Consider the following 13,742-nt stretch of genomic DNA (forward strand, 5'->3'; position numbering starts at 1 on the left):
TGACAGGGCTGCCCCCCGAGGGGGCGCGTCCTTCCTTGGGACGGCCCGACGAAAGGACTTCCCATGCATGACATCCAACAAAGACTGGAAGAAAAACGTGCCCAGGCCCGTCTGGGCGGCGGCGAAAAGCGCATCGCTGCCCAGCATAAAAAAGGCAAGCTGACGGCGCGCGAACGCCTGGAGCTGCTGTTCGACGAAGGCACCTTCGAAGAATGGGACATGTTTGTCGAGCACCGCTGCGTGGATTTCGGCATGGCCGAGAACAAGATCCCCGGCGACGGCGTGGTTACCGGCTACGGCATGATCAACGGCCGCCTGGCCTTCAGCTTCAGCCAGGACTTCACCGTCTTCGGCGGCGCTTTGTCCGAGGCCCATGCCGAGAAGATCTGCAAGGTCATGGACCAGGCCATGAAGGTCGGCGCGCCGGTGATCGGCCTCAACGACTCGGGCGGCGCGCGCATCCAGGAAGGCGTGGCCTCCCTGGGCGGCTATGCCGATGTGTTCCAGAAGAATGTGCTGGCTTCGGGCGTGATCCCGCAGATCAGCATGATCATGGGTCCTTGCGCCGGCGGCGCGGTCTACTCGCCGGCCATGACCGATTTCATCTTCATGGTCAAGGACTCGAGCTATATGTTCGTGACCGGGCCTGAGGTGGTGAAGACCGTGACGCACGAAGAGGTGACGGCCGAAGAGCTCGGCGGCGCCGGCACCCACACCAGCAAGAGCGGTGTGGCCGACCTCAGCTTCGAAAACGATGTCGAAGCCATCCTGATGCTGCGCCGCTTCTTCAACTACCTGCCGCTGAACAACCGCGAGAAGGCGCCGACCCGGCCCAGCGGCGACCCCGGCAACCGCCTCGACCATTCGCTCGACACCCTGGTCCCGGACAACCCGAACAAGCCCTATGACATGAAGGAGCTGATCCAGAAGACGGTCGACGATGGCGACTTCTTCGAGCTGCAGCCCGACTACGCCAAGAACATCCTGACCGGCTTTGCACGCATGGAAGGCCAGACGGTGGGCATCGTCGCCAACCAGCCGCTCGTGCTGGCCGGCTGCCTGGACATCAAGAGCTCCATCAAGGCCGCGCGCTTTGTGCGCTTCTGCGATGCCTTCAACATCCCGGTGATCACCTTCGTCGATGTGCCTGGCTTCATGCCAGGCACCAGCCAGGAGTACGGCGGCATCATCAAGCATGGCGCCAAGCTGCTGTATGCCTATGCCGAGTGCACGGTGCCGAAGGTGACCGTGATCACCCGCAAGGCCTACGGCGGCGCCTACGATGTGATGGCCTCCAAGCATCTGCGCGGCGATGTCAACTTCGCCTGGCCTAACGCCGAAATCGCGGTGATGGGCGCCAAGGGGGCGGTCGAGATCATCTTCCGCGAGGACAAGGGCGACCCGGAGAAGCTGGCCGCCAAGGAAGCCGAATACAAGGCCCGCTTCGCCAACCCCTTTGTCGCTGGCGCCCGGGGCTTCATCGACGATGTGATCCAGCCGCATGAGACCCGCAAGCGCATCTGCCGCTCCCTGGTCATGCTCAAGGACAAGAAGCTGGACAACCCCTGGCGCAAGCACGGGAACATTCCGCTGTGAGAGCTGCGAAGGCGCTGCTGATGTCGGGCTTGCTGCTGAGCGGCAACTTGTGCGCGCGCGCGGCCGTGCCAGCGGCGGACTGCGTGGCTGCCCATGCCCAGGCTTATGCGTCTTCAGTGCCCGCCGAGGACTCGGCCGCGTCAGCGCCGGAAAGCGCCTCGGCCCAGCAGCTGTTCGCCAGTTGTGCCTTGCAGCGCTACGGTGCATCGGCCGCCAGCCGCGTGGAGGCCTGCGGCAACGATCTGGCGAGCCTGCCGGTGATCCTGCTTTATCGCGTCGATGGCCTGTCACGCAGCCAGGCCCTGGCCGATCTGCAGCGCGAAGGCGCGCTCAGCGATGGCAGCGAGTACGCGCAGCGCGCGCCGGCCATGCTGAGCTTTGCCTACCAGGGCGCTGCGGCGGCCAAGGGGCAGGGCGCTGCCTGGATCGAGCGCCGCGTCGTCGAATGGACCGATCTCTGCCTGGCTGGGCGCCTGCGTTTCTCGAACCCGCGCTGAAGCCGGCCGAACCAATTTACTGATGGGGACAAGACATCATGTTTGAAAAAATTCTGATCGCGAACCGGGGTGAGATCGCTTGCCGAGTGATCAAGACGGCCCGCAAGATGGGCATCAAGACCGTGGCCGTCTACTCCGAGGCCGACAAGGACGCCCGCCATGTGGAGCTGGCCGATGAGGCCGTGCTGCTGGGCCCGGCGCCCAGCCGCGAGTCCTATCTGGTGGCCGATAAGATCATCGCGGCAGCCAAGCAGACCGGCGCCCAGGCCATCCACCCCGGCTACGGCTTTCTGAGCGAGAACGAGGAGTTTGCGCGCCGGGTCGAGGAAGAGGGCATTGCCTTCATCGGCCCTAAGCATGGCTCCATCGCCGCCATGGGCGACAAGATCGCCTCCAAGAAGCTGGCAAACGCCGCCCAAGTCAACACCATCCCGGGCCACAACGAGCCCATCCTCTCGCCTGAAGAGGCGGTCAAGATCGCCCAGGGCATTGGCTACCCGGTGATGATCAAGGCCAGCGCCGGCGGTGGTGGCAAGGGCTTGCGCGTGGCCTTCAACGACAAGGAATGTTTCGAAGGCTTCAGCAGCTGCCGCAATGAGGCGCGCAACAGCTTTGGCGACGACCGCGTCTTCATGGAGAAGTTTGTCGAGGAGCCGCGCCACATCGAGATCCAGGTGCTGGGTGACAGCCAGGGCAACACGCTCTACCTGTGGGAACGGGAATGCTCCATCCAGCGCCGCCACCAAAAGGTGATCGAAGAGGCGCCGTCGCCCTTCATCAGTGAAGCCACGCGCAAGGCCATGGGTGAGCAGGCCGTGGCCTTGGCCAAGGCGGTGAACTACCAAAGCGCCGGCACGGTGGAGTTCGTGGTCGGCAAGGACCAGAGCTTTTACTTCCTGGAGATGAACACCCGCCTGCAGGTGGAGCACCCGGTGACCGAGTGCATCACCGGCCTGGACCTGGTCGAGCAGATGATCCGTGTGGCCGCCGGCGAGCCGCTGAGCCTCAAGCAAGAGGACATCAAGCGCGAAGGCTGGGCGATCGAGTGCCGCATCAATGCCGAAGACCCGTTCCGCAACTTCCTGCCCTCGACCGGCCGCCTGGTCAAGTACCAGCCGCCGCAGGCCAATCTGGAGCAGGGTACGCTGACCCTGCAGGGTGAGAGTTATGCCCAAGGTTCATTCGGCGGCGAGGCAGTGACGAACACCGCTTGGGGCGGCGTTCGGGTCGACACCGGCGTCTACGAAGGCGGCGAGATCCCGATGTTCTACGACTCGATGATCGCCAAGCTCATCGTCCACGGCCGCGACCGTGCCGACGCCATCGCCAAGATGCGCGAAGCCTTGAATGGCTTTGTCATCCGCGGCATCTCCAGCAACATCCCCTTCCAGTCGGCCCTGCTGGCGCATGAGGACTTCAAGTCCGGCAACTTCAACACCGGCTTCATCGCCCAGCATTACGGCGGCGGCTTCCGCGCCGAAGATGTGCCGCACAGCGATCCGCTGTTCCTGGTCGCCCTGGCCGGCTTCATCCGCCGCAAGGCGCGCGAGCGTGAGGCCGGCATCAGCGGCCAGCTGCCGGGCCATGAGGTGCGCATCGAGCACGACTACGTGGCCCTGGTGTCCGAGGGCACGGCCGGCCAGCAGGCCCGCCACGCCCTGCACATCTCCGAGTTCGTGGGGCACCTGGGCGAGGCCCTGGTACGCGTCGGTGAAGGCGCCGAGGCCAAGAGCTATCGCATCGTCTGCAACTCGCGCCTGAACGACATCCGCCTGACCGGCACCGTCAACGGCCAGCCCTTTGTGGCCCAGGCCGAGCGCGGCACGGCCAAGCAGCCGCTGGCTTATCGCTTGCAGCACAACGGCTACGCCATCCTCGTCAATGTGCTTTCGCCGCGTGCCGCCGAGCTGCAGGCCTTGATGCCCTTCAAGGCTCCGCCGGACACCAGCAAGTTCCTGCTCTCGCCCATGCCGGGCCTGCTGGTGCAGATCGCTGCGCATCCGGGCCAGACCGTGCAAGCCGGCGAGCGCCTGGCCGTGATCGAGGCCATGAAGATGGAAAACATCTTGATCGCCGAGCGTGACGTCAAGGTGGCCGAGGTGCTGGCCAAGGTGGGCGAGAGCTTGTCGGTGGATCAGCTGATTCTGAGGTTTGAGTGAGGTTGATGGGTGAACAGGTGAATGGTTCACCAGGCGCGCAGCGCCGCTCACCTGTTCACTCGTTCACTTCTTTCATCCCCTTGCCCAACAAGCCGACCTCAGCAACTCTAATCAAGGTGACCCAAACATGAAACCCTACAAGATCCTCGGCATCCAGCAGATCGCCATCGGCGGCCCCGACAAGCAGGCCTTGCGCAAGCTCTGGGTCGATGTGCTGGGCCTGCAGGTCACCGGTAACTTCGTCTCCGAGCGCGAGAACGTGGACGAAGACATCTGCGCCATCGGCCGGGGCCCGCACAAGATCGAGGTCGATCTGATGCAGCCGCTCGATCCCGAGAAGAAACCGGCTGTGCACGCCACGCCGCTCAACCATGTGGGCCTGTGGGTGGACGACCTGCCCAAGGCCGTCGAATGGATGACGGCGAACGGCGTTCGTTTCGCACCGGGCGGCATCCGCAAGGGCGCGGCCGGCTACGACATCTGCTTCATCCACCCCAAGTCCAGCGCCGAGTTTCCGATCGGTGGTGAAGGCGTGTTGATCGAGCTGGTGCAGGCGCCAGCCGAGGTCATCGCCGCCCTGGGCTGATCGGGCCCTTCACGGACCGCCATGGCTTCGAGCTCAGATCCTTTGATCGGCCTGACCGCTGGCCGCTTGACGGGCCCGCTCGTGCGTGCGCTCGGCCTGCCGCGCCCACGCGCCTTGCGGCGCGAGGCTGGCCCCTACCGCAGCGACGAGCTGCGAGGTCGACAGCTGGTATTGACCGCCATGCCGGGCGGGCATGCGGGCGAAGCTGCGCGAAGCTTGCTGCAGGCACTGGGCGCCCGCCTGTTGACGGAGACCGATCTGGCCGCCGATGCGTCGGCCCGAGTCGACATCGCCGTGCTGGACGCCACCGGCTGCCGTGAGCTCGCGTCCCTGGCCCAGCTGCGCAGCTTTTTTGCGCCCCTGCTGCGCCGCCTGGCGCCCTGCGCCAAGCTCTTGCTGCTGGCGCCTTGTCCGCTGGAGGCCGCTCGCCTTTCGCCCGAGGCTGCGGCGGCCGCCCAAGGCATCGACGGTTTCGTGCGCAGCCTGGCTAAAGAGCTGGGCCGCAGCCATGCCGCCACCGTCAATGCGCTGCAGGTGCCGGTCGCGGCGGCGAGCGCTTTGCTGGGGCCTGTGCGCTTTTTCTGCAGCGCCCGCAGCGCTTACGTGTCCGGGCGGATTCTGCGTTTGGATGCAGACCAGGCTCTTTATGCGAGCCCTGAACTCCCTTCGGTGCCAGGCCGCTTGCGCGAGCGCCTGGCCGTGGTCACCGGTGCCGCGCGGGGATTGGGCGCTGCCACGGCGGCGCGCCTGGCCGAGGAGGGCGCTCGCGTGCTGTGCATCGATGTGCCCTCGGCCGAGCCGCATTTGCGCGAGCTGGCGCGGCGCATCCAGGGTGACGCCCTGGCGCTGGACATCACCAGCGCCGCAGCACCCGCGGCGCTGTGCGACTGGCTGCGCCAACACCCTGGCCTGGCGGTCGATGTGCTGGTGCACAACGCCGGCATCACGCGTGACCGCAGCCTGTTCAAGATGAGCGAGGCCGAGTGGAAGCAGGTCATGGCCGTCAATCTGCAGGCCATCCTGGCCATCGATGCGGCGCTCGATCAGTCCGATCTGCTGGCGCCCGGCGCGCGAGAGATCTGCCTGTCGTCCATCAGCGGCATCGCCGGCAATGCCGGCCAGACCAACTACGCCACCAGCAAATCGGCCCTGATCGGCTACGTCGCTGCTCGCAGTACCGTGCTGGCCTCCCGCGGCGCCACCGTCAATGCCGTGGCCCCCGGCTTCATCGAAACCGACATGACCCGCCAGATGCCCTGGCTGATCCGCGAAGCCGGCCGCCGCCTCAACGCCCTGTCCCAGGGCGGCCAGCCCCGCGACGTGGCCGAGGCCGTCGCCTTCCTGGCCTTGCCGGAATCCGGCGCCGTGCGGGGTCAAGCCTTGCGGGTGTGCGGTCAGGCTTTGATGGGGGCTTGAGCAGGGCCAGCGCAGCCTAGTTTGCCGCGATGGCCTGGGCCAGCGCCCAAAGCGCCGCCCGATGCGCCGCCACCAGTGCATCGGTGCCGCCGTCTCCCGCCGGCACTTCGAAGCGCTGTACGCGCACCTGGGGCGGTTGGCGGCCACTGGGGTCCAGCCAGGTCCAGCGTGCTTGCAGCACCAGCAGCGGGCGTGGGCCTGCGTCCGCGTCTGCGTCCAGCCTTTGGATGTCCACGCGCAGCTGTCGTTCGGCCCTGAGCCCGGGCGGCAGGGGCAGGCGCCAGATGCGGGCGCTGCCGTGCAAGCGGGCCAGGTCTTGCTGCAGCAAGCGGGGGATGGCGTCGCGCAGGGGCTCGGCCCAGCGCTCGCTCGGGGTCAGACGCAGCATGGCCTGGCCGCTGGGGCGGACGATGGCGTCGCGGTCCAGGTACTCGGGAATCTGCACCGGGCCGAGGGCCCAGATGCCAGCGGAGGCCGACGCGGCTGAATCGGCCGAGACCGGGGCGGCGATTGGGCTGGATGATGTACCGGGCGGTTCCGCGCGCAGCTGGTAGTACTGCACCTGGGGGGAGCTGCCGCAGGCGGCGAGCAGGCTGAGGCCGATCAGCACGGGGACGGCCTTCATTCGATTGAGGAATCTGCTCATTTGGCGCGGCCCTTGAGTACGGCTTCGGGTTGCTGGTCCAGGGTGTCGGCCAGCTCGCGCAGGGCGCGGGCGGCTTGGGCGATGTCCTTGAGCGCGCGCTGCAGGTTCTGGTTCAGCGGCGCCTCGTCCTGTGCCACATCGGCCACCGCCGCGGCAGCACGGGCCAGTTCGGTGGAGACCCGGCGCAGGTCCTGCACCACGGCGCCCTCGGGATTGAAGGTCTTGCCCACCCGCTCGGCCGATTCGTTGACGGTCACGGCCGCGCGGCTCATGCGCTCCATGGCGTCCTGGGTGGCGGCCAGGGCGTTCAAGGCGGCGTCGCCCACCGGGCCGGCGCGGCGGTCCAGCTGCTGGCTGAGGCGGCGCAGGCTGGCGCTCACCGCCTCGATGTCCTTGAGGGCGCGGCTCAGCTCGGGCCCCTCGATCAGCCGCCGGCCGGTGCTGGCGATGGCCGAGAGGTCGCCCACCAGGCGCTTGATATCCAGGCCGTCCACCTGGTTGCGCAGGTCCTGAAAGGGCGTGGCCACGGTGGGGATCTGCACATAGCGGCTGGCCTCGACGGTGCTGCCCACGGTGGGTTTGTCGGGTCGGAAGTCCAGGTCCACATAGAGTTGCCCGGTCAGCAGGCTTTGCAGACCCAGCTGGGCACGCAGGCCGCGCTCCACCAGGGCTTTGAGCGAGGTGGCGCCGCTGCCCGGCAGGCGTTCGCCGCTGAGGTTGCCGATCATGTCGCGCTCCAGTTCGGCTTCCACCGGGATGGACACCGCATTGCTGGCGTTGTTGTAGGCCACGCCGATGGCGCTGACATTGCCCAGGTGCACGCCGCGGAACACCACCGGCGCGCCGATCTGCAAGCCGTAGATGGAGCCGTGGAAGTACATCACCACGCGTTCCTTGCCGCCCAGCAGCTTGCCGCCAGCGATGACGAACACGGCGATGAAGAGCAGGATCAGGGCGGTGACGACGAACAGGCCCAGCAGGGCGGGGTGACCGTGGCGCTTTCTCATGCGTGGCCTCCGGAGCCGGACGTTTCGCCGCGGCGCAGAAACAGGCGCACCGCCTCGGGGCCAGTCTCCAGCAAACGGCGCGGGGCATCGAGCGCGGTCATGGTTTTCTCCTTGGCATCGAGAAACAGGGCGCGGTCGGCTACCGCAAAGATGCTGCTCAATTCATGCGTCACCAGCACGATGCTGGTGCCCAGATGATCGCGCAGATTGAGGATCAGTTCATCCAGGCTGGCGGCGCTGAGCGGGTCCAGGCCGGCCGAGGGCTCATCGAGGAAGAGCAGAGGCGGGTCCAGGGCCATGGCGCGGGCGATGGCGGCGCGCTTCTTCATCCCGCCGCTGAGGGCGCTGGGCAGCTCGTCAAAGGCGGCTTCCATGCCGACCAAGGCCAGCTTGAAGCGGGCCATCTGCTCGGCCGCGTCTTCGTCCAGCTCGCTGAACTCGGTCAGCGGCAGCATCACGTTCTCACCCACCGTCATCGAGCTCCACAGCGCCCCGCCCTGGAACATCACGCCGAATTGGCGGCGCAGCTGCGCCAGCGTGTCGTCGTCGGCCTCGGCCAGGTCTTGCTCGCCATAAAGTACGCGGCCCGCGGCCGGCGTCTGCAGGCCGATCAGATGGCGCAGCAGGGTGCTCTTGCCACAGCCGCTGCCGCCCATCAGCACCAGGATCTCGCCGCGCTGCAGCTCGAAGCTGATGCCTTGCTGCAGCACGCGACCCGGCACGGCCAGGGTCAGATCCTCGGCGCGGAGCAGGGGCAATGGCGAGGGCACGGGCAAGGCCTGTTGCGGCTGCGTGTCCATCACCAGCCCAGACGTTGAAAGGCAATCGTCAAGGCCGATGCGGCGATGACGATCCAGATGATGGCCTGCACCACGGCGGCCGTGGTCGCCTCACCCACGGCCTGGGCGCTGCGGCCGGCGTGCAGGCCCTGGCGGCAGCCCGCCATGGCGACCAGCACGCCGTAGACCGTGCCCTTGAGCAGGCCGATGCCCGCATGCGCCAGGGTGATGGCCTTGGAGCTGCGGTAGAGGTAGTCCAGCAGCTCGACATGGAAGATGCCCACGGCCACCAGCAAGCCCGCCATCATGCCCACCACGGCGGCAAAGGTGGTCAGCAAGGGCGCCATCAAGGCCATGGCCAGCACGCGCGGCAGCACCAGGTGCTCGACCGGGTTCAAACCCAGGGCGCGCAAGGCGTCGATCTCCTCGTTCGCCTGCATGCTGCCCAACTGGGCGGCAAAGGCGGCGCCGACCCGGCCGGCCAGCATGATGCCGGTCATCAGGGCCGCGATTTCGCGCACCACGCCGATGGTCACCAGATCGGCCATGAAGGCCTGCGCGCCCAGGCGCTGCAGCTGGGCCGCGCCCATATAGGCAATGATGAGCCCGACCAGAAAGCTGACCAGGGTGACGATGGGCAGGCTGGCCGGGCCGGTGGCGTGCAGTTGCTGGGCCAGGTCTTCGCCGCGCATGGCGGTGCTGCCGCGCAGGGCGCGGTAGACGGCGATCAAGAGCTCGCCGGTGAAAGCCAGGGTGTCGCGCGTGCGGCGGTAGCGGGCCTGCCAGTCCAGGCCGATGCGCGTGAGCCAGCGAGGGCGGCGTTTGCCGTTCGTCGTGTCGCCGGCGCTCTGGCGGGCGGCCAGGTCCAGCATGCCGCGCAATCCGGGCGGCAGAGCCTCGGTGTTCAGCGCCTGCTGGCGGCTGCGGCTCAGGGCCCAGAGCTGGGCGGCGAGGCGGCTGTCGAAATGGCTGAGTGCCTGGCCGTCGATATGCAGGAGCAGGAGCCGGGCGGCCCCGGGCGGATCCGTCGAGTCTTGTGGTTCGGGGGGCGGCGGCAGCAGGGGGCCGCCGCGCCAATCGCCGCTCAGGCGCAGCCGCAGGCCCGATTCGTCCTGCAGCCATTGCGCCAGGGCGGCTTGCCCTGCGCCAGCGTTGCCTTGCTGTGCCTCGCCCAAGTCTGCTCCCGCGCTGCCGGACCGGCCGTGTGCGCCTAGGTTAACAGCCCGCTCCCCGCTGCGGGAAGCCCGTGTGGCCGTGAGCAGTTGCACCCACCAAAAAAGAACGGCGACCCGAGGGCCGCCGTTGTTGTTGTTGCTGTTGCTGTTGCAGGCTTGCGCCTGCTTGCGAATCAGTCCACGGACTTCATCAGGTGCGAGACCTGACCCTTGAACTCGGGCGATTCGCGCAGCTTGCCTTGCAGACGCCAGACCTCGCGCGCCGTCTGGCCATGCTTGGCGAAGAAGGGCTTGGAAAAGATGGTGAAGTAGGCCTTGTCGACCAGGGGCGGGCTGATTCGTTCGATCTTGCTGTGCAGCGCTGGCAGGGCGGCCAGCGAGGCCTCGGCCTCGGTGGTCTGCAGGGCCGCGGCGAGGTAGCGGCCCGAGGCCACGCGGTTCAGCAGCTCGTCGGCCGTGGGCGCGTTGTCCTCGACCTTGACGCCCAGCTGTTTCAGCTGCGCGACGATGGAAAAGCCGGCCTGGGCGCCAAAGGTGCCGCTGCCGGACAAGGCCTTGCCGTCCCAGCTGACGCTGGCGCCCTTGGTCTTGTAGAGCGCGTAGGTGGCGCGGTACATGCGCTTGGTGGCGTCGGCCTCGCCGTCGAGCTTGAGCGGGTAATGGGCAAACTCAGCGCGCTCGGCGCTGAAGCTGGCGTTCATGGCGCCGTCGATCTTGCCGCTTTTGACTTCAGCCAGGCATTGCTTCCAGGGCATGGGCACCAGCTTGATCGGCGTACCCAGCTGCTTTTCCAGCTGCGCCATCATGATCTGGCTGTAGCCGGGTTTGTCCTTGAGCAGCCAAGGGAAGGCGTCTTCGTTCTCGTGGCAGATGTGCACGCTCTCGGGGCCGCCCTCGGCGGCTCGGACTGGCGAGCACAGGCCTAGCAGGGTGCCGCATGCGAGCAGGCTGAACAAAATGCCCTTGTGGGCGCGATGGGGGGAGGTGTGCAGTTGGGGCATGGGAGGCAATCGCGAACGATTCATCAAGAAGGTGAGTGAGTCATCCTAGGCCGCACCCCGCCCGCCCAAGCGCAGGAATGTGTGCATTCCTGGGCTCATTTCTCACTTGCGTGCGGCCGGCCTGTCGTGGACCTGACAGTGACAGCGATCGGATCTGGGTGAACGCGACACTTTCGGCGTTCTTCTGGGATGGGGCCTTTGCCAATGCCTCTGGGGTTGAGTTCTGTGGCCGAGCGGCCTGCTGCACATCCTGTGCCCCATCTTCGCGCTTGCTAAAAAACATGGAATCACAGCGTGCCTGGCTGGTTTAGACTTCGTGAGGCGCGAAGATGCAATTGATGAACTCTGTGTGCGCATCTTGTTGGCGAAAGCTAAATTTCGTCTCTCGAGGGTGATTGCCGCCGGTCTGCCCTGCGATCGGTGCTTGTTTCCCGCATACCTAACTTGCTTTTCTTCGCGCCACGGACCCTGATTTCCCGCTCTTGTCGGACCTTCGAACTCGGACACACCCATGCGCCTTGATCTGACCACCCTCAACCTCGTGCTGGCCATCGAGCAGACGCGCTCCATCACGCGCGGCGCGCAGCAAGAGCATCTGGCCCTGGCCGCGGCCAGCAAGCGGGTGTCCGATCTGGAGGCGCGCCTGGGCGTGCAACTGTTCGAGCGCCGCTCGCGTGGCGTCGAGCCCACCGAAGCCTGCCGCGCCCTGGTGCGCCACATCCGCTCCCTCCATGCCTCCTTGCATGCGCTCGAGAGCGAGGTGGTCGAGTTCGCCCGCGGCATCAAGGGCCATCTGCGCATTGCCGCCAACAGCGGTGCGATTGCCGAATGCCTGCCGGCCGATCTGGTGGCCTTCAGCCAGGGCCACCCGCAAATCCGCATCAGCCTTGAAGACCTGACCAGCGCCGAGGTGCAGGCGGCGGTGGCCGAGGGCCGGGCCGATGCCGGCGTGTTCACCGCGCCCTTGCTGGACAGCCGCCTACAGACCTGGTCCTACGCCCGTGGCCGCCTGGCCGTGCTGGTGCCCCAGCGCCATGCGCTGGCGGCGCAGGACAGTGTGCGTTTTGCCGACTTGCTCGATTACGACCTGATTGGCCTGCATGCCGGCGCCTCGGCCCAGGAAATGATGCGCCAGCAGGCCCAGGCCCTCGGCCGCACGCTCAATGCCCGCATCCAGGTGCGCGGCTTTGATGCGATAGCCCAGCTCGTTGAGGCCGGCCTGGGCGTGGCCGTGCTGCCCGGCGGGCCGGCCGAGCGCTTCTCGCGCGTGTTCGACGTCAAGCTGCTGGCCCTGGACGAAGACTGGGCCGTGCGCGAGTACTGCCTGGGCGTGCTGCGCCAGGAGCGCCTGCCGGCCGTGCTGCAGCGCTTTGTCGACAGCCTCTGCCCGCCGGCGCCCAAGGCTTGATGGACCCTCAAGCCGAACCGAACTCATCGATTGAATTGAAGGAAAGAAGACTGTCATGACTGCTCGCACGCTCTACGACAAGCTCTGGGATGAGCATGTCGTCCACACCGAAGACGACGGCACGGCCGTGCTCTACATCGACCGCCATCTGCTGCACGAGGTGACCAGCCCGCAGGCCTTTGAAGGCCTGGAGCTGGCCTCGCGCAAGGTCTGGCGTTTGTCGGCCAATCTGGCGGTCAGCGACCACAATGTGCCCACCACCGACCGCAGCGGCGGCATCTCCGACCCGATCTCCAAGCTGCAGGTCGACACCCTGGACCAGAATTGCGACCGCCACGGCGTGACCCAGTTCAAGATGAACGACAAGCGCCAGGGCATCGTCCATGTGATCGGCCCGGAGCAGGGCGCAACGCTGCCCGGCATGACCGTCGTCTGCGGCGACAGCCACACGTCCACCCACGGGGCCTTTGGCGCGCTGGCGCATGGCATCGGCACCTCCGAGGTCGAGCATGTGCTGGCCACGCAGACCCTGCTGGCCAAGAAGGCCAAGAACATGTTAATCCGCGTCGAGGGTCAGGTCGTGCCCGGCGTCGGCGCCAAGGACATCGTGCTGGCCATCATCGGCAAGATCGGCACGGCGGGCGGCACCGGCTACACCATCGAGTTCGGCGGCTCGGCCATTCGCGCGCTGACCATGGAAGGCCGCATGACGGTTTGCAATATGGCCATCGAAGCCGGTGCCCGCGCCGGCCTGATCGCCGTGGACGAGACCACGCTCAACTATGTCAAGGGCCGGCCCTTCACGCCGACCGGTGTCGAATGGGATCTGGCCGTGCAGTACTGGCGCGGCCTGCATTCGGATGCCGGCGCGCATTTCGACTTGGTGGTTGAGCTGGACGCCAGCCAGATCCGCCCGCAAGTCACCTGGGGCACCTCGCCCGAGATGGTGCTCGATGTGAACGCCCGCGTGCCAGACCCGGACAAGGAAAAGGACGCAGTCAAGCGCGGCGCCATCGAACGCGCCTTGCAGTACATGAGCCTGGAGCCCAACAAGGCGATTGCCGACATCCATGTGGACAAGGTCTTCATCGGTTCCTGCACCAACAGCCGCATCGAGGACATGCGCGAGGCCGCCGCCGTGGTGCGCCGCATCGGCGGCCGCCTGGCCTCGAATGTGAAGCTGGCCCTGGTCGTGCCCGGTTCGGGCCTGGTCAAGGCGCAGGCTGAAGCAGAAGGCCTGGATCAGGTCTTCAAGGCCGCAGGATTCGAGTGGCGCGAGCCCGGCTGCTCCATGTGCCTGGCCATGAATGCCGATCGCCTGGAGCCTGGCGAGCGCTGTGCCTCCACCAGCAACCGCAATTTCGAAGGGCGCCAAGGTGCTGGCGGCCGCACTCATCTGGTCAGCCCGGCCATGGCCGCCGCGGCCGCCATGCGCGGCCATTTCGTCGACGTCAGCCACTTGGCATGACCCG

12 protein-coding genes are annotated in these 13,742 nt (G+C 66.8%); 7 read left to right on the forward strand and 5 right to left on the reverse strand.

Going from position 1 to position 13,742, the window contains the following annotated elements:
- Positions 1-63: 63 nt before the first annotated feature.
- The 5 genes from AC1Q6P_RS17215 to AC1Q6P_RS17235 all read left to right on the forward strand — a co-directional run bounded on the left by AC1Q6P_RS17215 (position 64) and on the right by AC1Q6P_RS17235 (position 6,254).
- Positions 64-1,596: an acyl-CoA carboxylase subunit beta gene (locus AC1Q6P_RS17215; RefSeq protein WP_102766911.1), complete on the forward strand. Its 1,533-nt coding sequence runs from the start codon at positions 64-66 to the stop codon at positions 1,594-1,596.
- Positions 1,593-2,093 carry a hypothetical protein gene (locus AC1Q6P_RS17220; RefSeq protein ID WP_492665287.1) on the forward strand — a complete coding sequence of 167 codons (501 nt, stop codon included), beginning with the start codon at positions 1,593-1,595 and terminating at the stop codon, positions 2,091-2,093. The genes AC1Q6P_RS17215 and AC1Q6P_RS17220 overlap by 4 nt, the downstream gene beginning before the upstream one ends.
- Positions 2,094-2,131: 38 nt before the next feature.
- On the forward strand, positions 2,132-4,252 hold the full coding sequence (locus tag AC1Q6P_RS17225; RefSeq protein ID WP_271009633.1) for an acetyl-CoA carboxylase biotin carboxylase subunit: 2,121 nt from the start codon (positions 2,132-2,134) through the stop codon (positions 4,250-4,252).
- 127 nt (positions 4,253-4,379) lie between these two features.
- The gene (locus AC1Q6P_RS17230) at positions 4,380-4,838 is read left to right on the forward strand and encodes a VOC family protein (protein WP_492665286.1); all 459 of its coding nucleotides are present in this window, start codon (positions 4,380-4,382) and stop codon (positions 4,836-4,838) included.
- A gap of 21 nt (positions 4,839-4,859) precedes the next feature.
- Complete coding sequence (locus AC1Q6P_RS17235) at positions 4,860-6,254, forward strand: 3-oxoacyl-ACP reductase (RefSeq protein ID WP_492665285.1); 1,395 nt, start codon at positions 4,860-4,862, stop codon at positions 6,252-6,254.
- A gap of 16 nt (positions 6,255-6,270) precedes the next feature.
- Here AC1Q6P_RS17235 and AC1Q6P_RS17240 read toward each other — a convergent pair whose 3' ends face one another.
- From AC1Q6P_RS17240 to AC1Q6P_RS17260, 5 genes are all read right to left on the reverse strand, one after another.
- A complete protein-coding gene (locus AC1Q6P_RS17240) occupies positions 6,271-6,879 on the reverse strand; it encodes a PqiC family protein (RefSeq protein ID WP_492665284.1) in 609 nt (202 codons plus the stop codon).
- 17 nt (positions 6,880-6,896) lie between these two features.
- Positions 6,897-7,907, reverse strand: coding sequence for an MlaD family protein (locus AC1Q6P_RS17245; protein ID WP_492665283.1), 1,011 nt, complete (start codon positions 7,905-7,907; stop codon positions 6,897-6,899).
- A complete protein-coding gene (locus tag AC1Q6P_RS17250) occupies positions 7,904-8,707 on the reverse strand; it encodes an ABC transporter ATP-binding protein (protein ID WP_171828736.1) in 804 nt (267 codons plus the stop codon). Before AC1Q6P_RS17250 ends, AC1Q6P_RS17245 begins: the two co-directional genes overlap by 4 nt.
- Complete coding sequence (locus tag AC1Q6P_RS17255) at positions 8,707-9,861, reverse strand: MlaE family ABC transporter permease (RefSeq protein ID WP_492665282.1); 1,155 nt, start codon at positions 9,859-9,861, stop codon at positions 8,707-8,709. The genes AC1Q6P_RS17250 and AC1Q6P_RS17255 overlap by 1 nt, the downstream gene beginning before the upstream one ends.
- A 173-nt stretch (positions 9,862-10,034) precedes the next feature.
- Positions 10,035-10,862, reverse strand: coding sequence for a substrate-binding periplasmic protein (locus tag AC1Q6P_RS17260; protein ID WP_492665281.1), 828 nt, complete (start codon positions 10,860-10,862; stop codon positions 10,035-10,037).
- 511 nt (positions 10,863-11,373) lie between these two features.
- On the opposite strand from AC1Q6P_RS17260, the gene AC1Q6P_RS17265 reads away from it, so the two are divergent.
- Positions 11,374-12,270 (forward strand): LysR family transcriptional regulator, encoded by an 897-nt coding sequence (locus tag AC1Q6P_RS17265; RefSeq protein ID WP_171828738.1) that lies wholly within the window; start codon positions 11,374-11,376, stop codon positions 12,268-12,270.
- Between the two features lie 55 nt (positions 12,271-12,325).
- Positions 12,326-13,738 (forward strand): 3-isopropylmalate dehydratase large subunit, encoded by a 1,413-nt coding sequence (gene leuC / locus AC1Q6P_RS17270; RefSeq protein ID WP_492665280.1) that lies wholly within the window; start codon positions 12,326-12,328, stop codon positions 13,736-13,738.
- The last annotated feature ends 4 nt before the right edge of the window (positions 13,739-13,742 follow it).

The organism is Roseateles sp. GW835-FHT13E02, from assembly GCF_058794035.1.